We start from the raw sequence: 23061 nt of genomic DNA on the forward strand, positions 1-23061 counted from the left end.
CGATGCGCTTGATCGAGCGCGGGCAGCGACTGAAGCTGCAGCTTGCCCTGTCGTTCTCGTGCGCATTCCTGCTGGGCGCGACGAATCTCTACGCGCAGCCCGTCACCAAGTCCATCGCGGACGCAGTCGCAGCAGATGCGGCGGTTACTGCCGCCGAGCAGGCCACGGCCACGCAATCCTTGGCCGCGCACGCACGGTGGCGTCAGGAGCTGGACGCCATCGCCGCCGCCGACCACGCACAACCGCCGCCGCTCGAGGGTGTGGTGTTCGTCGGCAGCTCGACCATCCGCCTGTGGCCGCATCTGGCGCAAGACTTTTCGCAGGTTCCCAATGTGATCCAGCGCGGCGTGGGCGGCTCGACACTGGCCGAGCACAGCGTGCTCGAGCATCAGCTCGTCGGCCAATACAAACCGAGGCAGGTGGTGGTCTACGCTGGCGACAACGACCTCGTCGAAGGCCAAACGCCGCTGCAAGTGCTGCACAGCTTTGCGCGTTTTGCCAATGCGGTGCGGGCCGACGCCCCGAATGCACGCATCACCTTCATTTCGGTCAAGCCGAGCCCGTCGCGCGAGAAGGTCTTGCCGCAGATCCGCGAGACCAACAACATCGTTTCAGCGTATCTGCGTACCTTGGGCAACAGCGATTACGTCGACGTGTTCACTCCCATGCTGGGTGCCGATGGACGCCCGCGAACCGAGCTCTTTCGCGGCGACCAGCTGCACATGAACGCGACCGGCTATGCGCTGTGGCAGTCGCTCATCGCTTCGCATCTGGTGCCACCGGCTCCTGCAATCGTGACATCGCCGACGGCAGCCGCGCCGCCGCGTTGACGGCTGACTTGCGCCGGTCCCAGCGCAACACCGCCCACGCCACCGCGTAGAGCCAGCCGAACACCGCGAGCAATAACAAGGCGTCGCCCCACCAGGGCCGGGCGGTCTGGCTGTCACCGTAGAAAGCCAGCACCGTGAGCACCGCGACCAAGTGCGCGCAAAAAACCGGCAACGATGCGGAGCCCATCGCCTCCAGCCATCGAAAGCGCGGCAGGCGTTCGATGATGGCGGGCCCGAAGCGCACCGCGAGGATGCCCAGCGCAGCCAGGTCGAGCAGGCGCAGCGGGCCTAGCTGCCACTTGTCGAACAGCAGGTTGAGTTCGACATCGCCGCCAAAAGGCGCCTGCCCGTGCGCGCCGAAGTGCCGCCACACCAGGCCGTACAGCGCGACCACCGCCGCGAGCGACACCAGCCATGACGGAAAGCGCAACGGCCTGGCATCGGGCGCGTTGCGGCTGGCGCCCAGCCACAGCCCGGTGAACCACAGGAACTGCCAGCCGAAGGTGTTGAACGCTCCCATTTCCTGGAACGGCACCGGCAAGCCCGTCCAGTGCACGGTGAAGGCATAGATCCATTCGCTCAGCCCTAACTGCGCCAGCACCCAGAGCGCCGTGCTCATCGCCATCACGCCCAGCCAGCCGTGGCGCAAGCCGAAGGCCATGACCCACGGGCTCAACAGCATGAAAAAGATGTACATCGGCAAGATGTCGAGCAGCGCCGGTTCGTAGATCAGCAGCAGGCTGTAGATGAAGCCTCGATGCGGCTGCGCGAGGTAGTACGACACCAGGTTCTTCACCGCCGCCTGGTCGATGCGCAGGCTCACCGCGGTGATCACGAAGAACAGAAACAGCAGCGTTGCGGCTTGGCTCAGATAAACCTTGAGCGCGCGCTTCCAGAAGGCACGCCGCATCAGATCCACGCCCTGGCTGTAACCGATGCGGCTGTACACCAGCCCCGACACAAAGGCCGACAACAGCACGAAACCCTCCGCCGCGGAGACAAAACCGAAAGGCTGGCCGAGCGGGTCGGTGAGCCGTGTCGGCAAGTGGGTGACGGTCATCAGCACGAGCATCAGCCCGCGCAGTGCGTCGATTTCCCAGAGGCGTTTCATTGGTCGCGTCGATTGTATGAATCGGCTACGCTGCGGCCCCTAAAGAGGGAGGAACCCGATGAACCGATTGCTTTCCAAATGGGCGCTGGGCACAGGCGTCTCGCTGGCCCTGGTGACGTTACCCGCCCACGCGCTGCAGATCACCAGTCTCACGCCCCAAGGCGAAGTGGCGCGTGTGCGCCAGATCGTCGCCAAGTTCGATCAGCCCGCAGTCAAGTTCGGCGACCCCAAAGCACCCGCGCCGCTCACGGTGAGTTGCACCGACGCCGCCGCAGGCAAGGGCACCGGTCGCTGGACCGGCGAGAAGCAATGGGTCTACGACTTCGAGAACGATCTGCCGCCCGGCGTGCGCTGCACAGTCACGCGCATCGCCGATTTCAAGTCGGGTACCGGGGCCGACCTGACCGGCCCGGAGCGCTACCAGTTCAACAGTGGCGGCCCGTTCGTGCGCAACGTGCAGCCGAGCTACGGAAAGATCGACGAGCAACAACTCTTCGCGCTCGAACTCAGCGGCCCGGCCGCGCTGGTCAGCGTGCGGCAGAACGTCTGGTGCGCAGTCGATGGCGTCGGTGAACGCGTGCCGGTGCGCCTGATCGAAGGGGCAGACCGTACCGGCCTGCTCAAGTCGTTCGGGCAGGACAAGGCCGCCGAGAAGGAGCCGCTGCGCTTCGTCACGATGCAATGCAACCGCACGTTGACGCCGGCAAGCCGTGTGCAGATCGTCTACGGCAAAGGCGTGGCGACGCCGTCGGGCATTGCCAACACGATCGAAAAGCGATTCGCTTTCGAAGTGCGCGAACCGTTCGCGGTGTCGTTCACCTGCGAGCGCGAGAACGCGCAGGCGGCCTGCCTGCCGTTGCGCCCGATGGAATTGCGCTTCAACGCGCCGGTGGCGCGCAAGCTGGCAATGCAGATCACGATGAAGGGCGGCGACAAGACTCTCATGCCGAAGGCCGACGAGGACAACGCCGACGACGATACGGTGGTCGAGTCCGTCGCCTTTGCGCCGCCTTTTGCCGAGAGCACGCCCTTCACCATCGCGCTGCCTGCGAAGTTCGTCGATGCATCGGGCCGTGCGCTCGCAGCGCCGGGCAGCTTCCCGATGAAAACGGCCACTGGTCTGATGCCGCCACTCGCCAAGTTCGCCGCCTCGCCCTTCGGCGTGATCGAGCGCTTTGCCGAACCCGGCGGTGTGGCGCTGATGCCAGTGACGGTGCGACGTGTCGAGCCCGCCCTGCGGGTCAACGCTTTGACGCCTGGCAAGGTCAGCGACATGAACCCGCAGACCGATGCCGAGATCATCGCCTGGTATCGCAAGGTGAGGTTCTACGACAACAGCTACACGGTCGACCGCAAGCTGGCGCGTGCCGACACAAAGGGTGCGCTGCCCAAGGTGATCGACAAGGACGAAAAAGACAACGTGCAGACGCGCATGCTGTCGCTGCTCAGCGGACAAGTCGGCGTGAAGACGCTCGACATGCCGAAGACCGAAGGCGGTGATCCTCGTCCTTTCGAAGTGATCGGCATCCCGCTCACGCCGGGCTTCCACGTGCTGGAGATCGCCTCTCAAAAGCTGGGTGATTCGCTGCTCGACGAGCGCTATGGCGCGGGCCGCACGATGTACGTGCGCACCACCGCGCTGGCCACCAATCTGGCCGTGCACTTCAAGCTCGGTCGCGAGAACGCGCTGGCCTGGGTGACAACGCTCGACAAGGGCCAAGTCGTCGCCAACGCGAAGGTGCGCGTGTCCGATTGCCGCGGCAAGGAAGTCGAGACCGGCACCACCGATGCGAGCGGTGTCGTCACGCTGAAGGGCATCTCGCCGGACGCGCCGAAGTGCAACGGCGCAGGGGGCAGTGACGGCAACAGCGACGGCGACGACTACGGCACCGGTGCCTATTTTGTCAGCGCACGCGCCGGCGACGATCTCGCCTTCACCTGGACCGACTGGCAGCGCGGCATCGAGCCCTATCGCTTCAACGTACCGACCAGCCTGCAGGCCGAGCCCGATCGCGTGGCCCACACCCTTTTCGACCGCACGCTGTTGCGCGCTGGCGAGACGGTGTCGATGAAGCACCTGATGCGCACGCAGACCAGCGCAGGCTTCGGCGTGACGGACGACCTGCCCGACACGCTGGTCATCACCCACGTCGGCAGCGGGCAGGACTACGACCAGCCGATCACCTGGCGCAAGACCGCGACGGGCGGACGCAGTGCAGAGAACACCTTCGCCATTCCGCCAGCGGCCAAGCTCGGGCTGTACACGGTGGCGCTTTCGGGTGGAAAAGCAAAAGCCGGAAAGTCCGGCGGCGAGAGCGACGACGACAGCCGCGCCCTATCGACCGGCTCGTTCCGCGTCGAAGAGTTCCGCCTGCCGGTGCTCGAAGGCCGGGTCACGCCGACCGACAAGAAGCCGCTGGTCAACGCGACCACGGTGCCGACCGACGTGCAGATCAACTACGTGGCGGGCGGCGGCGCGGCCAACCTGCCGGTGCGCGTGTCGGCGCTGGTGCGTGGCAAGAACCTGAGCTTCGGCGACTACGACAGCTTCAGCTTCACGCCGCCGCAAAAGCAGGACGCTTCGGCCGCCGGTGCCGATGAAGAAGCCGACGCATCGCAAGACGCGCGCGTCATCGCGGACAAGCTGCCGGTGACGCTCGACAAGAACGGTGCCGGCAAGGTGACGGTCGACAAAGTTCCTAAGAATATCGCACCGCGCGAACTGCTGCTCGAAGCCACTTACGCCGACCCGAACGGCGAGGTGCAAACCATCCGCAGCACGCAGACCCTGTGGCCCGCCGCAGTGATTGCCGGCGTCAAGACCGAGAGCTGGATCTCGGTCGGCCAGAAGCTCAAGTTCCAGGCACTCGCACTCGACCTGAGCGGCAAGCCTCAGGCCGACGTCGCGCTCGACGTCAAGGCCATCGCGCGCATCACGACCAGCAGTCGGAAGCGCATGGTCGGCGGCTTCTATACCTACGACAACAAGACCGAAACCAAGGACCTTGGCACCGTGTGCAGCGGCAAGAGCGACAGCCATGGCCTGCTGCTGTGCGATGCATCGCTGACCGAGCCGGGACGTGTCGAACTCATCGTCAGCGCAAAGGACAAGGATGGCAACGCCAGCGTCGCCGCCAACTCGGTGTATGTGACCAAGCAGGGAGAAATCTGGTTTGGCGGCGAAGACAACGACCGCATCGACGTGCTGCCCGAAAAGAAGAGCTACCAGCCGGGCGAGGTCGCCAAGTTCCAGGTGCGCATGCCATTCCGCTTTGCGACCGCGCTGGTCTCGGTCGAGCGGGAGGGCATCATCGAAACGCACGTGGTTCAACTTAACGGGCAAGACCCGACAGTGAGCCTCACAGTCAAGTCCGAGTGGGGACCGAACGCCTATGTGAGCGTGCTCGCGTTACGCGGCCGCCTGCGTGAAGTGCCGTGGTACAGCTTCTTCACCTGGGGCTTCAAGGCGCCGCGCGAGTGGTGGACCGCTTTTTGGTACGAGGGCAAGGAGTACGTCGCGCCGACGGCGATGGTCGACCTGAGCAAGCCGGCCTATCGACTGGGCCTGGCCGAGATTCGTGTCGGCACGCGTGCGCACCAGATCGACGTGAAGGTGACGAGCGACAAGCCGAGCTACCCCGTGCGTGGCAAGGCGCAAGTGACCATCACAGGCAAGCTGCCCGATGGCAAACCGGCCGCAGGCGCCGAAGTGGCCCTGGCCGCGGTCGACCAGGCGCTCCTCGAACTGATGCCCAACGACAGCTGGAACCTGCTCGAAGCGATGCTGCAACGGCGCAGCTGGGGCGTGAGCACCTCGACGGCGCAAATGGAAATCGTAGGGCGCCGGCACTACGGGCGCAAGGCCGTGCCGGCCGGCGGCGGTGGCGGCAAGGGCGCAGCGCGCGAGCTGCTCGACACGCTGCTTTTGTGGAACCCGCGCGTGGTGCTGGATGCCAACGGCCAGGCCGTGGTGACGGTGCCGCTCAACGATGCGCTGACGACCTTCCGCATCGTCGCGGTGGCCGATGCAGGCACCGGACTTTTCGGCACGGGCCAGACCACGGTCCAGGCCACGCAAGACCTGCAGATCATCAGTGGCCTGCCGCCGCTGGTGCGCGAGGACGATCAGTTCCGCGCGCAGTTCACCCTGCGCAACACCACGCAGAAGCCGATGAAGGTCGAGGCGGCACCGCGTGCGACGTTGCTCACGCTGGCGCCGCAAACGGTCGACATCCCCGCCGGCGAATCGCGTGAAGTCGCGTGGATGGTGACCGCACCGGCGCAACTCGCGCAAACGCGGGCCGAGGCTGTCCTGTGGGAGATCGAGGCCAGGGACATCACCGCCGGCAGTACCGGCAGTACCGGAAACAGCGCCGCGCGCGATGCATTGAAGGTGCGGCAACGCATCATTCCAGCGGTGCCGTTGACGGTGCAGCAAGCGACGCTGGTCCAGCTCGACGGGCCCTTCACGCTCGATGTCGCGATGCCTGCCGACGCCCTGCCCGGCCGCGGCGGTCTAAAGATGTCCTTGCAACCGAAACTGGCCGAAGGCCTGCCCGGCGTGCGCGACTACTTCGCCAACTACCCCTTCATTTGTCTCGAGCAGAAGACCAGTAAATCGGTCGGACTGCGCGACGGCCAGTTGTGGAAAGGCGTGGTCGCGCAGATCCCGAGCTACCTCGATGGCGATGGCTTGGCCAACTACTTTCCGCCACGCGATGGCGAGGCGAATCGCGGCAGCGACATCCTGACCTCGTACCTGCTGGCAGCGACGCAGGAAGCAGCTGCGCTCAACCCTGCCTTCGCCTTGCCCGACGACGTCGCAGCGCCGATGCTTGCCGGCTTGATCGCCTTCGTCGAAGGCAAGATCCAGCGCGAGTTCTGGAGCCCGCGCAAAGACCTGGATGTGCGTAAGCTCGCGGCGCTCGAGGCGCTGTCGCGCTACGGCAAGGCGCAGGGCCGCATGACGACCAGCATCACCATCGCGCCCAACCAGTGGCCGACCAGCGCGGTCATCGACTGGATGAACATCCTGAAGCGCGTGGCCGATGTGCCGCAGCGGCAGCAGCGCCTGGACGAAGCGAACAACGTGCTGAAGGCGCGCCTGAGCTACCAGGGCACCAAGCTCATCTTCAGCACCGAGCAGGACGACTACTGGTGGTGGCTCATGACCAATGGCGATGTCAATACCGCGCGCCTGCTGTTGAGCGTGATGGACGACCCGGCATGGAAAGACGACATCGGCAAGCTGGCCAACGGCTTCATCGGCCGCCAGCAGAACGGTGCCTGGCACACGACCACCGCCAATCTGTGGGGCGGCCTCGCGCTGGAGAAATTCTCCAAGGCCTTCGAGAGCGCGCCGGTGACCGGCATCACCGCGGCGACGCTCGGCACCATCAAGGCGCAAGTCGACTGGAGCAAGGTCGAGCGTGTGAAGGCGAGCGATGCGGCCGGCGTACCGAACCAAAGGACGTTCTTCGGCGCGCCCGCCTCGCCTGGCAACCTGCGCAACAACAGCATGTTCCTGCCGTGGCCGGCAGCGACTCCAGCAGTCGCCGGCGCAGCCGCAGCGGCAGTCACGCCTGCTTCGCACGACACGCTCCTGGTGACGCAGCAAGGCACCGGCAAGCCGTGGCTCACGCTGCAGTCGATCGCCGCGGTCCAACTCAAGGCGCCGTTCGCGGCCGGCTACCAGATCAAGAAGACCATCACGCCGGTCGAGCAGGCCACGCCGGGCGTCTACACCCGCGGCGACATCCTGCGCATCGCCCTAGAAGTGAACGCCAGTGCCGACATGACCTGGGTCGTCATCAGCGACCCGATTCCCGGTGGCGCGACCATCCTCGGCGGCGGCCTCGGCCGCGATTCGCAGATCGCTACGCAAGGCGAAAAGAAGAACGGCGCGGGTTGGGCGGCTTTTGAAGAACGCAGCTTCGAAGCCTTCCGCAGCTACTACGAGTACATGCCGAAGGGCGTGGTCAAGATGGAGTACACCGTGCGCCTGAACAACGTCGGCGACTTCGCGCTGCCGCCAAGCCGCGTCGAGGCGATGTATGCGCCCGAAATGTTCGGCGAAGTGCCGAATGCGCGAGTGAAGGTGGAACCAGCGAAGTAAAAGGTTTACATCCGGCGCCGGTGCGGACCGGAGAGCCAGCAGAAAGCAGAAAGGCTTTCTGTTTCAACTCCCCGAACCGTGACAAATCTGGCATCGCTTCCTTTGTGACGGTGAAGGGGCGAACTAGGCTCGCTCCTTCAACAAAAGGGAGTGAGAAATGAAAAAGACCTTGGTGGCCGCTATGGCCCTGCTTGCCTTGTCGGGCTGCGCGAGCATCTTCAATGGCAAGACCCAGAGCATCACGCTGAACAGCGTTCCGCCTGGAGCGAATGTTTCAGTGACCAACCGTGCCGGCGAAAAGATCCACACCGGAACGACCCCCGTCACAGTGACGCTCAACCGCGGCGCGGGCTACTTCAAGTCGGAAACCTACGTGGTCTCCCTGGCCAAGGAGGGCTTCGCGCCACAAGAGGTGACGCTGACCAGCGCAGTGAGTGGCTGGTACATCGGCAACATCCTGTTCGGTGGACTGATCGGCATGCTGGCCGTCGATCCGGTCAGCGGCGCGATGTATACCTTCCCGGATTCCGTCACCGGCACGCTGGTGCCCAAGACCGGCAAGGTCTCGCAATCGAACGACTCGTTGACGATCGTCTCGACTGAGACGCTGACGCCTGCCCAAATGGCTCTGGCGCGTCCACTCTCCGCGTCGAGCACGAACTAAGTTCGCGCCGCTGCAGGGGCGGCGACATAGGCAACCAAGCGGTGCAGCGTCCAGCGCTGCCCGCTTGCGTTCGGCAAGCCGGTGAACTAAAACGGCTGGCCCTTCGAAAGACTGCTCCATGACTGCCAGCGACCCGCTACTTGCCAGCCAACTCGTGGTTCGGGTCTGCCTCTTTCTCGTCGCGGCGATCGCCCTTTTTGGCGGTACCCTGCAAATGTTTCTAGGCCAGCCCGACACGTCACCGCGGCTGGACAACGTTCACCGGTTCATGGCGGGCGTGTACTTCTCCACTGGCGTCATCAGCCTGTGGGCCGCCATCACCATTCGCCAGCAAGACACACTCGTGTACCTGCTCGCGCTCGGCGTGTTGCTGGCTGGCGTGGGTCGACTCGTCTCCATCAGCAAGGTCGGCCTGCCGAAGCCGACGGCCGTCTGGTTGGGCTATCTCATCCCCGAGTTGGTCCTGCCTTTCATCATCGCGATCGCACACTACATCGGCTCCAAATGACACATGCAACGCTCACCACTTGGCACGATCTGGTCAAGACTCGCAACACCAAAGGGCTGAAGGATCTGCTGGCAGACGACGTCGTTTTCTACTCGCCCGTAGTGCACACACCGCAGGCCGGCAAAGCGGTCACGGCGCAGTACCTGTCCGCCGCCTTTCACGTGTTCTTCAACGAAACGTTCCGCTACGTCCGCGAAGTGGTGGGGCCGAACGATGCGGTGCTGGAGTTCGAGGTGAACATCGATGGCATCGCGGTCAACGGCGTCGACATGATCAAGTGGAACGACGAGGGAAAGATCGTCGAGTTCAAGGTGATGTTGCGGCCACTCAAGGCGATCAACCTGATTCACCAGAAGATGGGCGTCCTGCTACAGGCGAAGCAATAGCCACCGAATACCCGCCCGGATTCACATGCGCGCCACCATCGCCAGACCGCTCGCTGCGCTGCTGTGCATGTTGGCGGCAGTCACAACGGCCGCTGCGGTCCCGACCTTCGATGCAGTGAAGCGCGACTTCCGCTCATCCGACGTCGCCGTGCTCGATCGCCATGGCGAACTACTGCAACGGGTGCGCATCGATCCGACCGTGCGACGCGGGCAATGGATCACGCTCGACGCCGTATCGCCCGCCCTTCGTACCGCCATGGTGCTGAGCGAAGACAAGCGCTTCTACGAACACAGCGGGGTCGACTGGCGAGCGGCATCGTCGGCCGCATGGGGCAATCTGTGGAACACGAAAACGCGCGGCGCCTCGACGATCACCATGCAATTGGCCGGCCTGCTCGACGACGACCTGCGACGTTCGAGCAGCGGGCGCAGCTTCTCTCAGAAGGTCGGGCAGACGGTGGCTGCGGCGAAGCTGGAACGCAGTTGGCGCAAAGACCAGGTGCTGGAGGCGTACCTCAACACCGTGCCGTTTCGCGGCGAGATCGTCGGGATCGATGCGCTCTCGCGCACGCTGTTCGGAAAGGCGCCGCACGGGCTCGATGCGCGCGAGGCGGCAGTGGCCGCGGCGTTGGTGAGGGCTCCGAACGCGAAGCCGGGCGTCGTGGCGCAACGCGCTTGCGAAGTACTGCGTGTGATGGAGCCGGAGCGAAGCAAGTCGGATTGCGAAGCGATGGACATGTTCGCTAGTGCGGCGTTGCAGAAGCGGGCGTTCGATTCGAACGAGGGGATTGCGCCGCATCTGGCGCGAAGAGTATTGAGGGAGCGGGGGAAAGACGAAATTACGACCACCTTGCGGGCGCCGTTGCAGCGCTTTGCGCTCACCTCGCTACAACGCCACTTGCGCGAACTGCGCGGACGCCATGTCGAAGACGGCGCACTCGTCGTGCTCGACAACGCGAACGGTGATGTGCTCGCATGGGTCGGCTCGTCGGGTGTGTTGAGCCAGGCAGCGGAGGTCGACGGCGTGACAGCGCAGCGGCAGCCGGGCTCGACCTTGAAGCCGCTGCTCTATGCCGAAGCATTGGCCGAGCGGCGGCTCACCGCCGCATCGCTGCTCGATGATTCATCGGCACAGATCGCCACGGCCGGCGGACTCTACATCCCGCAGAACTACGACCGGCAATTCAAGGGGCCGGTGTCGGTGCGCACCGCGCTGGCTGCATCGCTCAACGTGCCGGCAGTGCGCACGCTTGTCATGGTGTCGCCGGCAGCCTTCGCGCGGCAACTGCGTGTCGCGGGCGTGCCGTTGAAGCAGAGCGGCGACTACTACGGGTACAGCCTGGCGTTGGGGAGTGCGGAGGTGTCGTTGCTGGCGTTGACCAACGGATATCGGACGTTGGCGAACGGGGGGCGGTTCGGGGAGATTCGCATCGTGGCGGGGCTGCCCCCATCCCTTCCTTCCCCTAGCGGGGGAAGGAGCAAAACAGAAGAGGTGCAAGCCGTGCGCGCGGTCGATGCGGGTGCGGCGTTTATCGTGGGGGACATCCTTTCCGACGCCAACGCGCGGGCACGGACCTTCGGGCTCGACAGCATTTTGTCGACGCGCTTCTGGACAGCAGTGAAGACCGGCACCAGCAAAGACATGCGCGACAACTGGGCACTCGGCTGGTCGCAGCGCTACACCGTCGGCGTATGGGTCGGCAACGCGAGCGGCGCGCCGATGTGGGACGTGAGCGGCACCAGCGGCGCGGCGCCGGTGTGGGCCGAGGTGATGCGCTTCCTCCATGCCAACGAACCGAGCCGCGCGCCGGCGCCACCGACCGGTCTCGTTCGCACGCATGTGACGTTCGGGAGCGGCAACGGCAACGGCAACGACGGCGGGCTGCTCGAAGCGGCACGCGACGAGTGGTTTCTGCAAGGCACCGAGCAGGCCGAATTCGCGCTCGACTCGGCCCCAGGAAAGTCGGGGCGCGACGGTGGCTCCGCACGCATCACGTCACCATCGACCGGCACCATCATCGCCCTCGACCCGGACATCCCGCCGAACCGCCAGCGCGTGCGCTTCGAGAGCGGAGCGGGCGAAGGCTCGGGCCTGCGTTGGCAGATCGACGGCAAGCCGTTTGCGCGCGGTGCCAGCGCGCAATGGTTGCCTTGGCCGGGACGGCACGCCATTCAATTGGTCGATGCGGCCGGCAAGGTGCAAGACGAGATCAAGCTTGAAGTACGCGGCGCCGGCGTCATTTCACCCGCACCGAAACGCTGAGCCGCTGCAGTGCCTGGGCCGCTGTCCGGACGGACTTCGTCGCGTGCGCTTTAATCGAAGCAATGAGTTCCGTCGACCTGCTGATCGATGCCGAGTGCGACAACGCACCGGCACCATCCCCCACCCCTGCCATCACCCGCTCCAGTCGCTTGCTGCTCGGCCTCAGCGTCGTGCTGATCGCGTTCAACCTGCGCCCGGTGTTTGCGAGCCTCTCGGTGGTGCTGCCCGAGATCATCGCTGCCACCGGCTTGTCGTCCACCGCAGCGAGCTTGCTGACGACCTTGCCCGTGGTCTGCCTCGGCGTCTTCGCGCCGTTGGCGCCATCGCTGGGCCGCCGCTTCGGCACCGAGCGGACGCTGCTCGGTTGCATGGCGCTGATCTTCATCGGAACCTTGCTGCGCGGCAGCGGCAGTGTCGGGCTGCTGTTCGTCGCATCGGCCATCGCGGCCGCTGGCATCGCGGTGTCGAACGTGCTGCTGTCGGGCCTGGTCAAGCGCGACTTCGCAAAGCAGGCCGCGCTGATGATGGGGCTCTACACCATGGCGGTCTGTGGCGGTGCCGCTGCCGCAGCCGGCTTTACCGTGCCGCTCGAACATGCCATGGGCGGTGGATGGACCTGGGCCCTGGCGCTGTGGGCCGTGCCGGCCGGCGTGGTCACCCTGCTGTGGGCGCCGCAAGCATGGTCGCTGGCCCCGGTCGCCAGCGAAGCTGCCTACACCGTGCGTGGCCTGTGGCGCGACAAGCTGGCGTGGCAGGTCACCTTCTTCATGGGACTGCAATCGGCTCTCGCGTACATCGTCATGAGCTGGCTCGCGCCAATCCTGAGGGAGCGTGGCCTTGGCGATGCGGCAGCAGGCTACGTTCTGTCGCTGTCGATCATCACGCAGGTGATCACCTGCCTCGTCGTGCCGGCCATCGCAGTCAAGTTCCGCAATCAGGTCGGCGTGGCCGTGGTGCTGGCCGTGCTCATCGTCGCGGCCATGCTGGGCTGCCTGCTGGCGCCGCTGTCGGGCATCTGGGTCTGGGCCGTGCTGCTCGGCGTTGCGCAAGGCGGCTCATTTGCACTGGCGTTGACCTTCATCGTGCTGCGCTCGCCCGATGCACATGTGGCGGCGCACCTGTCGGGCATGGCGCAAGGCGTGGGCTATGTGGTCGCGGCCCTCGGCCCGCTGCTGGTGGGTCTGCTGCGCGGGTGGACCGGCGGATTCGCGGCGGCGGCGTGGCTGTTCGTGGGGCTCGGCGTGGCGCTGGTGGTGGCCGGGCTGGGTGCGGGTCGCACGCTGCATGTGGGGGCGGTGACGGTGCCAGCGCTGGGCGGCAGTCGCTAGAGCGCGGTGCGGGTGTCGATGCCGGCGATTTTTTAAGAATCGGCTGGGCGTTGCTTTGAAGCGTATGACCGCATGAGCATTGCGCTGCCCCTTGAGATCCACGACCTGGCGCTGCAGGGGATGGGAGCATCTGTCACGGAGGCCTGGACAGGATCAGGCTGGGGCGCGCTCGGTGGGCCGTTTGGGTGAGGTCACCAAGGCAGGCTCCCCTATAATTTAACGGTTGGTGCTCGCTTTGGTTTTCAGGTCAAAGCAGTTCAACGGGAATCAGGATGGGATGCCGTGTATGTCTGAGTGGACGTGCTTCGGCGCCCGAACCTGAGCTGCCCCCGCAACGGTAAGCGGACGCAAGCCTAGTGCTTGCAGCTCGTATTAAGTGCCCACTAGGTGAACGCCGCGAAAGCGACGGCCCGGGAAGGGAATACGGGTCGTCTTCGCCAGCCCGGATACCGGCCAATGAGGTGGCGCGTCATGCGAATGATGCGCCGTGCGGTGCATGCCTGCGGGGAAGCGGGCGAGCATGTCCAGTGCGGTGTTTCCATCATCATTCATTTCCCTTTCAGGTCGCTTGAGGTGACGCTGCTCCGCCAGTTTGTGGGCGATGGCGACGCCATGCATCTACGCATGGTCCGAAATGCTGTCCCCGTGCAAACGAAGGTCACGGGATGAGCACAGCCACTGCCGTGTCCTGCCGCGCGCTGATGATCACTGCCCCGGCTTCGGGCCAAGGCAAGACCACGGTCACTGCCGCGCTGGCGCACTGGCACCGCAGCCGAGGCCGCCGCGTGCGGGTGTTTAAAACCGGCCCAGACTTTCTCGACCCAATGGTGCTGGAGTGCGCCAGCGGCGCGCCAGTGCAGCAGCTCGACCTATGGATGGGTGGCGAAGCGCACTGTGCTGAATTGCTCTACGACGCCGCCATTCAGGCCGATCTAATCCTGGTCGAAGGCGTGATGGGTTTGCATGACGGGACGCCGTCGAGTGCTGATCTCGCATTGCGTTTCGGCCTGCCGCTGTTGGCCGTGATCGATGCCTCGGCAATGGCGCAAACCTTCGGTGCCGTGGCGCACGGGCTTGCCACTTACAGAGCCGGCCTGCAACTGATCGGCGTGCTGGCCAACCGAGTCGGCAGCTCGAGCCATGCGCAGATGTTGCGGGAAAGCTTGCCTGCCGGCATGACCTGGTATGGCACGCTGCCGCGTGGCGGAAACTACGGGTTGCCCGCGCGTCACTTAGGGCTGGTGCAGGCTGCAGAAGTCGGTGACATGGCCGAGCGGATTGCAGCTGCCGCACTGGCGCTCGGCGAGAACGGGGAGTTGCCCATCCCGCCAGTTGTTCAGTTCGAGGCACCGCTCGCCTCGGACAATCTGGTGCTCCCTGCACTGCTGAGCGGCACCACGATTGCCATCGCGCGAGACGCTGCCTTTTCATTTCTATACCCCGCTAACTTAGACACACTGCGTGCCTTGGGCGCACAGCTGTGCTTCTTCTCGCCCTTAGCCAACGAGCCGGTGCCGACTGCAGCTCAAGCGCTGTACCTGCCCGGCGGTTATCCAGAATTGCACTTGCAGGCGTTGGCGAACAACACCGCCGCGCGCCAATCCATCCATGCGCACCACGCTGCTGGCCGGCCTCTGGTCGCAGAGTGCGGCGGCATGCTGGCACTGCTTGAGACGCTCAGCGACAAGGCAGGGCACAGCTCGCCGATGATGGGCCTGCTACCCGGCCAGGGCGTCATGACCGACCGGCTCGTCAATCTCGGCATGCACAGCCTGGTGCTGCCTCAAGGCCAGGTGCGCGGTCATACCTTCCACCATGGACGCATTGCGACAACGTTGCCGGCCACGCTGTACACCGTGGCTCAGCGCCAGCATGGTCGGCCCGAAGCCGTATTCCACCAAGGCCGCTTGTTCGCTTCGTTCATGCACCTGTACTTCCCGAGCAACCCACTGGCCATCGCCGCGTTGTTCAAACCTTGACCTTGTCTCCAATGTCCACCGAGCGAGCACCGCAGCCCTTGCACGACACTCAACAACCACAGGGTGCGTCGCAAGGCCGCGTCACCGTGCACACCGGCCCCGGCAAAGGCAAGAGCACAGCCGCGTTCGGGCTCGCGCTACGCGCTGCCGGCCAAGGCGAAACAGTCAAGATCTACCAGTTCATGAAAGTGCCCACGGCGCGCTTTGGCGAGCACCGCTTATTCGAGCAACTGGGCATGCCGATTGAAGGTCTGGGCGACGGCTTTAGCTGGAAGAGCCGCGACTTGGAACATTCGGCCGAACTCGCTCGCGCGGGTTGGGCTCGTGCCGAGGCCACAGTGCGAGCCGGCGCGCACTCCCTGGTGGTGCTCGACGAAATCATGTATCCGCTGCGCTATGGCTGGATGCCGCTCGACCCGGTGCTGGCCTGCCTGCGCGAGCGCCCATCGCATGTGCATGTGGTGCTCACTGGCCGCAATGCGCCGCAGGAACTGATCGACATCGCCGATTCAGTGACCGAGATGGCATTGATCAAACACCACTTCAAGGCAGGTGTGCCGGCACAACGCGGCATCGAGGACTAGTCACTTCGTCGCTCGCCTGACTTCTCTACGCTCACTCAGCCCATTCAGGAATCGCCCATGCAATCCCGCAAGATCCCCGCCACCATCGTCACGGGTTTTCTCGGCAGTGGCAAGACCACTCTGCTGCGTCACCTGCTGCAAAACGCCCAAGGCCTGCGCATCGCAGTGATCGTCAACGAGTTCGGCGAGCTAGGCATCGACGGCGAATTGCTGAAAGGCTGCGGCATCGGCTGCGACGAGACCGGCGCGCCCAACGGCCAGTTGTTCGAATTGGCCAACGGATGCTTGTGCTGCACCGTGCAGGAAGAGTTTGCCCCGGTCATGGAGCAGCTTGCTGCCCGCCGCGACCAGATCGACTACCTGGTGATCGAGACCTCCGGCCTGGCGTTGCCCAAGCCGCTGGTACAGGCCTTCCAGTGGCCCGCGTTGCGCAACGCCTTCACCGTCGATGCCGTGGTCGCGGTGGTGGATGCGCCTGCCGTGGCGGCCGGCCGCTTCGCCGACGATCCGGTGGCGGTTGACGCCCAGCGCCGCGCCGACGACAACCTGGACCACGACTCGCCATTGCACGAGTTGTTCGAAGACCAGCTCGCTACCGCCGACCTGGTGATCGTGCACAAGACCGACGGTATGGACACTGCCGCGCTGGCCGTCGTCGAAGCTGCCATCCGCTTGGAGACAGCGCCGGGCGTCAAGCTGCTGCATGCCCAGCATGGCCGCATCGACCTGGGCGTGCTGCTGGGCCTGGAGCGTGCGGTCGAAGATGTGATCGACCAACGCAAGACGCACCATGACGCGGAAGAAGACCATGACCACGATGCCTTCGATTCCGTCTCGGTGAATTTGCAGGTGCTCGATCGGGCGCGGCTGCTGACGGTGCTGCAAGACCTGGTCGGACGCCACGAGATCTACCGCGTCAAGGGATTTGTCTCGCTGCCCGGTGCGGCCATGCGACTGGTGATTCAGGGCGTGGGCACGCGCTTCGACAGTTACTTCGACCGTGCGTGGCGCGGCGACGAGATGCGCCAGTCGCGCCTGGTGCTGATCGGCGCCGGTCTGAACGCTGCAGTGCTGCAGGCCGAGTTGGACCGCGACCTGTCGGCCAGCGTTCATTCCTGAAATCACCCAAGGACTCTCATGCACCTGATGTCCACACGCCCGGGCGGCCACGTTGAAGACGGTGGCCAGGGCGTCGTGCGCGTCGAGCAGACGCCCGCCTCGATCGTGGTGCTGAGCGCGGCGGACACCACGCTCTCGCTGCTCGCCGATGTGGCCGCCCAGCTCGGGCCCGACTACCCCAGCGTTCGCCTGGCCAACCTGATGTGGCTGCGCCAGCCAGCCTCCGTCGACATGTACGTCGACGACGTGCTGCGCCATGCCCGCGTGATCGTGATCGACCACCTCGGCAGCCCCAGCGACTGGGCTTACGTGGTGGAACGTGCGATGTCGCTGGCGCGCGAGCGGGGCCAGTGGCTGGCGATGTTCTCGGGTGATGCCTTCGAGGACGCGCAACTACTGATCCGCAGCACCGCACAGCAAGACGATTGCCGCCACCTGTGGCGCTGCCTGCGCGAAGGCGGGCGCGACAACGCAAAGGCCTTTTTTTCGCTGATCGCCCATGCGGCATTCGGCCTGGGCGGGCGGCCGCCGGTGCCGGTGCCGTTGCCCAGCGCCGTGCGGTACGAGCCCCAGGCCATCACCAGCCGCACACCGTGGAAATCGGGCGCGCCCGTGGCCCTCCTGCTGTTCTACCGCGCCCATTTGCTCGCCGGCAACACGGCGGTTTTCGATGTGATGTTGGAAGCGCTGGCCACCGCCGGCCTTAACGCAGTGGCTCTTGCCGTCGATTCCCTCAAGAACCCTGAAAGCCATGCCGCAGTGCAAGCGCTGGTCGCGGAACACGCCGTGGCGATCGTGCTGAACGCGACCAACTTTGCCACCGCGTCGATCGACGGCAGCGATCTGGGCGATGAAAGAGATGCGAATGCAGCGTCCGCGACCCTGGCCGGCGATGCCCCTGTGTTGCAACTTATCACCGCCGGCTGCTCGCATGAGCAGTGGCTGGCGGACGCACACGGTCTGGCGCCGCGCGACCTGGCCATGCAGGTGGTTCTGCCCGAGGTCGACGGCCGCATCCTTACGCGCGCCATCAGCTTCAAGGGCATGGCCTGGCGTTGCGAACGCACCGAACTCGATGTGGTGCGCTACGAAGCCGAACCCGAGCGCATGGCCTTCGTGGCCGAACTGGCACGCCGCTGGTGCGTGCTGCGCGAAAAGCCCAATGCTGACAAGCGCATTGCGCTGATCCTGGCCAATTACCCGATCGACGATTCACGCATTGCCAACGGCGTGGGGCTCGACACGCCCGCCTCGACCGTGGCTGTGCTGCATGCGCTGCAAGCGGCAGGCTACGCCACAGGAGAATTGCCGGCCAGCGGTGACGCGCTGATCGCTTCGCTGTTGCGCGGCATCACCAACGACCGTGTCGCCAACGACGCCCGGCCCGCCGCTCAGAGCTTCGCCATGGCAGATTACCTGGAAGACTTTCTTTTGCTGCCAGCCGACAGCCGCGCTGCCGTCAACGCCCTTTGGGGCGCGCCGGAACAGGACCCCACGCTGCGCAGCGGTCGTTTCACCATCGCCGGTCTGCGCTTTGGCCATGTCTTCGTCGGCATCCAGCCGGCGCGCGGACGCGACATGGATTTGTCGGCCAGCTACCACGACGCCGAGCTGGTGCCACCGCACCATTACCTGGCGTTTTATTTTTGGTTGCGTCGCGCCTTCGCGGTGGATGCGATGGTGCATGTCGGCACGCACGGCAACCTCGAATGGTTGCCCGGCAAGAGCGTGGCGCTGAGCGCAGCCTGCTGGCCCGATGCCATCCTCGGCCCGCTGCCGCACCTGTACCCCTTCATCGTCAACGACCCCGGCGAAGGCAGCCAGGCCAAGCGACGCACCCAGGCCGTGATCATCGACCACCTGATGCCGGCCATGACGCGCGCCGAGACCTACGGCCCGCTGCAGCAGATCGAGCGCCAGATGGACGAGTACTACGAGGCCTTGTCGCTCGACCCGCGGCGCGCGCGGCGGCTGCGTGAGGACATCCTCGAACGCACGCTGCGGGAAGGCTTGCACGAGGAGCTGGGCTTTGCCCGGCCGGCAGACGACACCGCGCGCGACAGCCTGTTGAAGGGACTGGACGCTTATCTTTGCGAGATCAAGGAATCGCAAATTCGCGACGGCCTGCACACCCTCGGCAGCTCTCCACAGGGTCGGCAACGCATCGACACGCTGGTCGCGCTAGCGCGCTTTTCAGCAGGCACGGTGGCGGGTCAGAAAAGTCTGCTGCTGGCGCTGGCACAAGACTTGGCACTCGACGGGGTGGACGGGTTCAACGTGCTCGGCCCGGACTGGGCCGCGCCGTGGCAGGGACCGCGCCCGCCGGCGCTGCAGCAGCTCAGCGACGATGTCTGGCGTCATGCCGGACACACACGCGAACGGCTGGAAAGGCTGGCCTCGCGTCTGGTGGCCGAACAGGTGATGTCCGATCAAGCTACACCAAAGGCCGATCCGGAGGCATTCGATGCCACAGCCTGGCCACACACCGCCCCGGTGCTGCAACGCCTGCGCCAAGTACTGCTTCCCCGGCTCGACGCCTGCGGGCCGCAAGAGATGACGCAGTTGCTACGCGGACTCTCCGGTCGCTTCGTGCCGCCCGGCCCCAGCGGTGCGCCATCGCGTGGCCGGCCCGACGTGCTGCCGACGGGGCGCAATTTCTACAGCGTCGATACCCGCGCCGTGCCGACACCCACGGCCTATGCCATGGGCGCGGCCGCCGCCGAACGGCTCATCGAACGCCATCTGCAGGACCACGGCACGATGCCCGGCGAGGTCGGGCTGTCGGTATGGGGCACGAGCACCATGCGCACCGGCGGCGAAGACGTGGCGCAGGCTTTCGCGTTGTTGGGTGTGCGGCCCAAGTGGGCCGATGGCAGTGCACGGGTGGTCGACGTAGAAGTGCTGCCAATGGCCATCCGTCACCGGCCCCGCGTCGACGTGACCTTGCGCGTGTCGGGCTTCTTTCGCGATGCTTTCCCCAACGTGATCGATCTGTTCGACACGGCAGTGCGTGCCGTCGCCGCCATCAGCGAAGACGACGAACCAGATGACGTGAATCCGATTCGTGCCCGCGTCCAGCGTGAAGCGGCGGCTGCCCTGGCGGCCGGCCAGGCGGCCGACGAAGCGGAACGTCAGGCCACCTGGCGCGTGTTCGGCCCGCGCCCCGGCGGCTACGGCGTCGGTGTGCAGGAGGTGTTGGACAGTGGCGACTGGAAAGATGGCGCCGATATTGCCCAGGCCTACGTTCAGGCTGGTTCCTTTGCCTATGGCCAGGGCGACCATGGCGTCGCGGCCCGCGCGCCGTTCGAGCGGCGACTGGCGCAACTCGATGCGGTGCTGCACAACCAGGACAACCGCGAGCACGATGTGCTCGACGCTGCCGACCACGCCCAGTTCCAGGGCGGCATGGCGGCAGCCGTGCAGCACCTGTCAGGCGCCCCGGCAGCGCTGTACCACGGCGACTTCAGCGTTCCGGGTTCGCCGCGCATTCGCACGCTGCGCGAAGAGGTGGCACGCGTGGTCCGTTCGCGCGCCGTCAACCCGAAGTGGCTGGAAGGCGTGCGTCGCCACGGCTACAAGGGTGCTTCAGAGATCGCCATCACGGTGGACAACCTGTTCGCCTACAGCGCGACCACCGGTGTGGTCGCTGACCACCAATTCGCGTTGGTGGCCGATGCCTACCTGCACGACGACATCACGCGCGAATTTCTGCAGCAACACAACCCGCTAGCGCTGCGCGGCATCGGCGAGCGGCTGCTCGACGCAATGCGGCGTGGCCTGTGGGCCGAGCCTGGCGACCAGCGCGAGCGGATCGAACACCACCTGCTGGCGCTGGAGCGCCGGCTTGAAGAACACGGCGAAGGGCCGCTCTGATGACATTGAACTCTGCCGAACCGATTGCCGGGCCGACTGCCGACTCGAATGCCTGCCTCGTCGAATCCGCCACCCGCGCGACCTTCCCCTTCAGCGCGTTGGTCGGCCAGCCGTTGCTGCAGCGCGCTTTGCTGCTCGCCGCGATCGACCCCGGTATCGGCGGGGTGCTGATCAGCGGTCCGCGTGGCACCGCCAAGTCCACGGCAGCGCGTGCGTTGGCGGCACTGGTGCCTCCGACGCCGGCGAAGTTGCCAGCACCCTTCGTCACGCTGCCGCTGTCGGCCACTGTCGAGCAGCTGGTCGGCACGCTCAACGTCGAAGACGTGCTGCGCGATGCCCGACTTCGTCTGGCCCCGGGCCTTCTCGCGCGGGCCCACCACGGCGTGCTGTATGTCGACGAAGTGAACTTGCTGCCCGATGCGTTGGTCGATGCTTTGCTCGATGTCGCGGCCAGTGGTGTCAACACCGTCGAGCGTGACGGCATCTCACGTCAGCATGCCGCGCGCTTCGTGCTGGTCGGCACCATGAACCCGGAAGAGGGCGAGTTGCGCCCTCAACTGCTGGACCGGTTTGGTTTGTCCGTTTCGCTGGCCAATCCAACCGATGCTGCGCTGCGCACGGCGATCGTGCGGGCGCGCCTGGGCTTTGACGAGAATCCGCACGGTCTGGTCGAACAACATGCTGGTGAGCAGGCCCGTCTGGTCGATGCTGTCGCCACGGCACGTGCTGCGTTGCCGCGCTTGGCGTGGTCGGATGCGGTGCTGCACCATGCTGCGGCCTGCGCGCTGGCGGCCGGGGTCGATGGCATGCGAGCCGACCTGGTGATGCTGCGGGCGGCGCGTGCACTGGCGGCCTTTGAAAGCCGTGACGAGGTGACGACGCTCGATGTCGACGCGGTGGCTGAACTGGCACTGGCGCACCGTCGTGGTGACAAGGCACATGCCCTCCCCTTACCCGCGGCGTCTCGCGCCCCGTCCGAGCACAAAGCAGACGATCGCCACGCTGCGTCCACGGCACCCGGTCCCGACCCCGAACGTGCATCACCCGACGCCCTGGCCACGGGGGCGCCGATCGGCGACTGGGGTGCCCTGCCGCCACGACCTGAAACCACCACACGCGTGACCGGCGTTGGAGGATGGCCATCAAAAAAAGCCTGAGCCCCCGTAGCCGCCTCGTGCGCCCCGGGCGCGCCGGTCTGCGGGGGCCGAAACCCCATCCCTCATCGACGCTCCATGCGCCAAGGCAGCCCGTCGAGGGCTTGGCGCGTGGCCCTGTCGCGTGGTTGCCTACGTTGCTGGCCAAAGGCCCACAGCCGCTCCAGAGTCTCCACCTGCGCTATGCCGAGCGGCTGGTGAAGCACGCCAGGTTGCACCTCATCGTGCTCGACACTTCTGGCTCGATGCGCCAGCGTGGGCGCCTTGCGCTGGCCAAAGGACATGCGCAGTGGCTGATCGAGCAGGCCGCCCGCGTTGGCGACCACGTGGCACTGCTGTGCTTTGGCGGTCAGGGCGTGGTGTTGCAGCTGCCACCCGGGCCGGCCCGCGCCTCCGGCCGCGCGAAGCTTCGACCGCTGGGCGGTGGCGGGGGCACTCCGCTGACGCATGCGCTGGCCGAGTCCGACGAGCTGCTGCGTCTCGCGCAGCGTCGTAATGGCCCGTCCGAAACCTGGCTGTGGCTGCTGACCGATGGCCGCACGCTGGAACAGCCGGTCGTACCGCAACTCGCCGGGCATGTCGTGATCGTTGACTTCGACGAACCTGCGAACTCCATCGGCCGCTGTACCGCTTGGGCGTTGCGCTGGGGCGCCGAACATCGTCTTGCCAGCCGGCCTACCTGAATCCTGAATACCGATGACCATGCCCCTTGAAGTTCTCCCTGCGCAGGTTACTGAAATCGTTATCTGCACGACCTGCCGACCTGCCGGTGCTTCACGCGAGTTGCCCGCTGCCGGAACGATCCTGTTCGACGCCGTGCTGGCGCTGCAACTCGACGCACGACGGGCCGGCATCCATGTGCGCGGCATTGCCTGCATGAGCGGTTGCGAAAGGGCCTGCACCGTCGCATTCCAGGCAGCAGGCAAACCCACCTACTATTTCGGAGACCTCGTCGCCGATATCGAAACTGCCGCGCAAGTCTTGGCTTGCGGACAGCTGCACGCAGACAACGCCGACGGCGCCTTGCTGCGCAGCCAGCGCCCGGAGCGGCTACGCGGTGGCATCCTGGGCAAGTTGCCTCCGCTGATGACGTCGTTGCCAACCGCAGTGGAAGTCGTTGCAGCAATGGCTGCGGTGGCCTGACGCT

The 23061-nt window shown here is 65.6% G+C and carries 15 protein-coding genes and 1 riboswitch; of the genes, 14 read left to right on the forward strand and 1 reads right to left on the reverse strand.

Annotated features, from left to right (window positions below; translation table 11 throughout):
- Positions 1-2: 2 nt before the first annotated feature.
- Positions 3-830, forward strand: a complete 828-nt coding sequence (locus tag RCH10_RS04925; RefSeq protein ID WP_409051516.1) for an SGNH/GDSL hydrolase family protein — start codon at positions 3-5, stop codon at positions 828-830.
- Here the strand turns inward: RCH10_RS04925 and opgC are convergent.
- Positions 757-1941 (reverse strand): OpgC domain-containing protein, encoded by a 1185-nt coding sequence (opgC, locus tag RCH10_RS04930; RefSeq protein WP_409051517.1) that lies wholly within the window; start codon positions 1939-1941, stop codon positions 757-759. The two genes, RCH10_RS04925 and opgC, sit on opposite strands and share 74 nt — an antisense overlap.
- A gap of 58 nt (positions 1942-1999) precedes the next feature.
- Between opgC and RCH10_RS04935 the strand changes: the two genes are divergently transcribed.
- From RCH10_RS04935 to RCH10_RS04995, 13 genes are all read left to right on the forward strand, one after another.
- Complete coding sequence (locus RCH10_RS04935) at positions 2000-8056, forward strand: alpha-2-macroglobulin family protein (protein WP_409051518.1); 6057 nt, start codon at positions 2000-2002, stop codon at positions 8054-8056.
- Between the two features lie 157 nt (positions 8057-8213).
- On the forward strand, positions 8214-8720 hold the full coding sequence (locus RCH10_RS04940) for a hypothetical protein (RefSeq protein WP_409051519.1): 507 nt from the start codon (positions 8214-8216) through the stop codon (positions 8718-8720).
- Between the two features lie 118 nt (positions 8721-8838).
- Positions 8839-9228, forward strand: coding sequence for a DUF4345 family protein (locus RCH10_RS04945; RefSeq protein WP_409051520.1), 390 nt, complete (start codon positions 8839-8841; stop codon positions 9226-9228).
- Positions 9225-9614, forward strand: coding sequence for a nuclear transport factor 2 family protein (locus RCH10_RS04950; RefSeq protein ID WP_409051521.1), 390 nt, complete (start codon positions 9225-9227; stop codon positions 9612-9614). The genes RCH10_RS04945 and RCH10_RS04950 overlap by 4 nt, the downstream gene beginning before the upstream one ends.
- 25 nt (positions 9615-9639) lie before the next feature.
- Entirely contained in the window at positions 9640-11877 is a 2238-nt protein-coding gene (gene pbpC / locus RCH10_RS04955; RefSeq protein ID WP_409051522.1) for a penicillin-binding protein 1C, read from the forward strand.
- A 62-nt stretch (positions 11878-11939) separates the two neighbouring features.
- Positions 11940-13205 (forward strand): CynX/NimT family MFS transporter, encoded by a 1266-nt coding sequence (locus RCH10_RS04960; protein WP_409051523.1) that lies wholly within the window; start codon positions 11940-11942, stop codon positions 13203-13205.
- A 207-nt stretch (positions 13206-13412) separates the two neighbouring features.
- Positions 13413-13678, forward strand: a riboswitch (cobalamin riboswitch).
- A 192-nt stretch (positions 13679-13870) separates the two neighbouring features.
- Positions 13871-15184, forward strand: a complete 1314-nt coding sequence (locus RCH10_RS04965; protein WP_409051524.1) for a cobyrinate a,c-diamide synthase — start codon at positions 13871-13873, stop codon at positions 15182-15184.
- 11 nt (positions 15185-15195) lie between these two features.
- Positions 15196-15768, forward strand: a complete 573-nt coding sequence (gene cobO / locus RCH10_RS04970) for a cob(I)yrinic acid a,c-diamide adenosyltransferase (RefSeq protein WP_409051525.1) — start codon at positions 15196-15198, stop codon at positions 15766-15768.
- Between the two features lie 57 nt (positions 15769-15825).
- Positions 15826-16887 carry a cobalamin biosynthesis protein CobW gene (gene cobW / locus RCH10_RS04975; RefSeq protein WP_409051526.1) on the forward strand — a complete coding sequence of 354 codons (1062 nt, stop codon included), beginning with the start codon at positions 15826-15828 and terminating at the stop codon, positions 16885-16887.
- A gap of 18 nt (positions 16888-16905) precedes the next feature.
- Entirely contained in the window at positions 16906-20760 is a 3855-nt protein-coding gene (gene cobN / locus RCH10_RS04980) for a cobaltochelatase subunit CobN (RefSeq protein ID WP_409051527.1), read from the forward strand.
- The gene (locus tag RCH10_RS04985; protein WP_409051528.1) at positions 20760-21917 is read left to right on the forward strand and encodes an ATP-binding protein; all 1158 of its coding nucleotides are present in this window, start codon (positions 20760-20762) and stop codon (positions 21915-21917) included. Before cobN ends, RCH10_RS04985 begins: the two co-directional genes overlap by 1 nt.
- Before the next feature lie 101 nt (positions 21918-22018).
- Positions 22019-22597: a vWA domain-containing protein gene (locus RCH10_RS04990; RefSeq protein ID WP_409051529.1), complete on the forward strand. Its 579-nt coding sequence runs from the start codon at positions 22019-22021 to the stop codon at positions 22595-22597.
- 13 nt (positions 22598-22610) lie between these two features.
- Positions 22611-23057, forward strand: a complete 447-nt coding sequence (locus RCH10_RS04995) for a DUF1636 family protein (RefSeq protein WP_409051530.1) — start codon at positions 22611-22613, stop codon at positions 23055-23057.
- Positions 23058-23061: the final 4 nt, after the last annotated feature.

The organism is Variovorax sp. GrIS 2.14, assembly GCF_046115955.1.
Lineage (GTDB): Bacteria > Pseudomonadota > Gammaproteobacteria > Burkholderiales > Burkholderiaceae_C > Variovorax.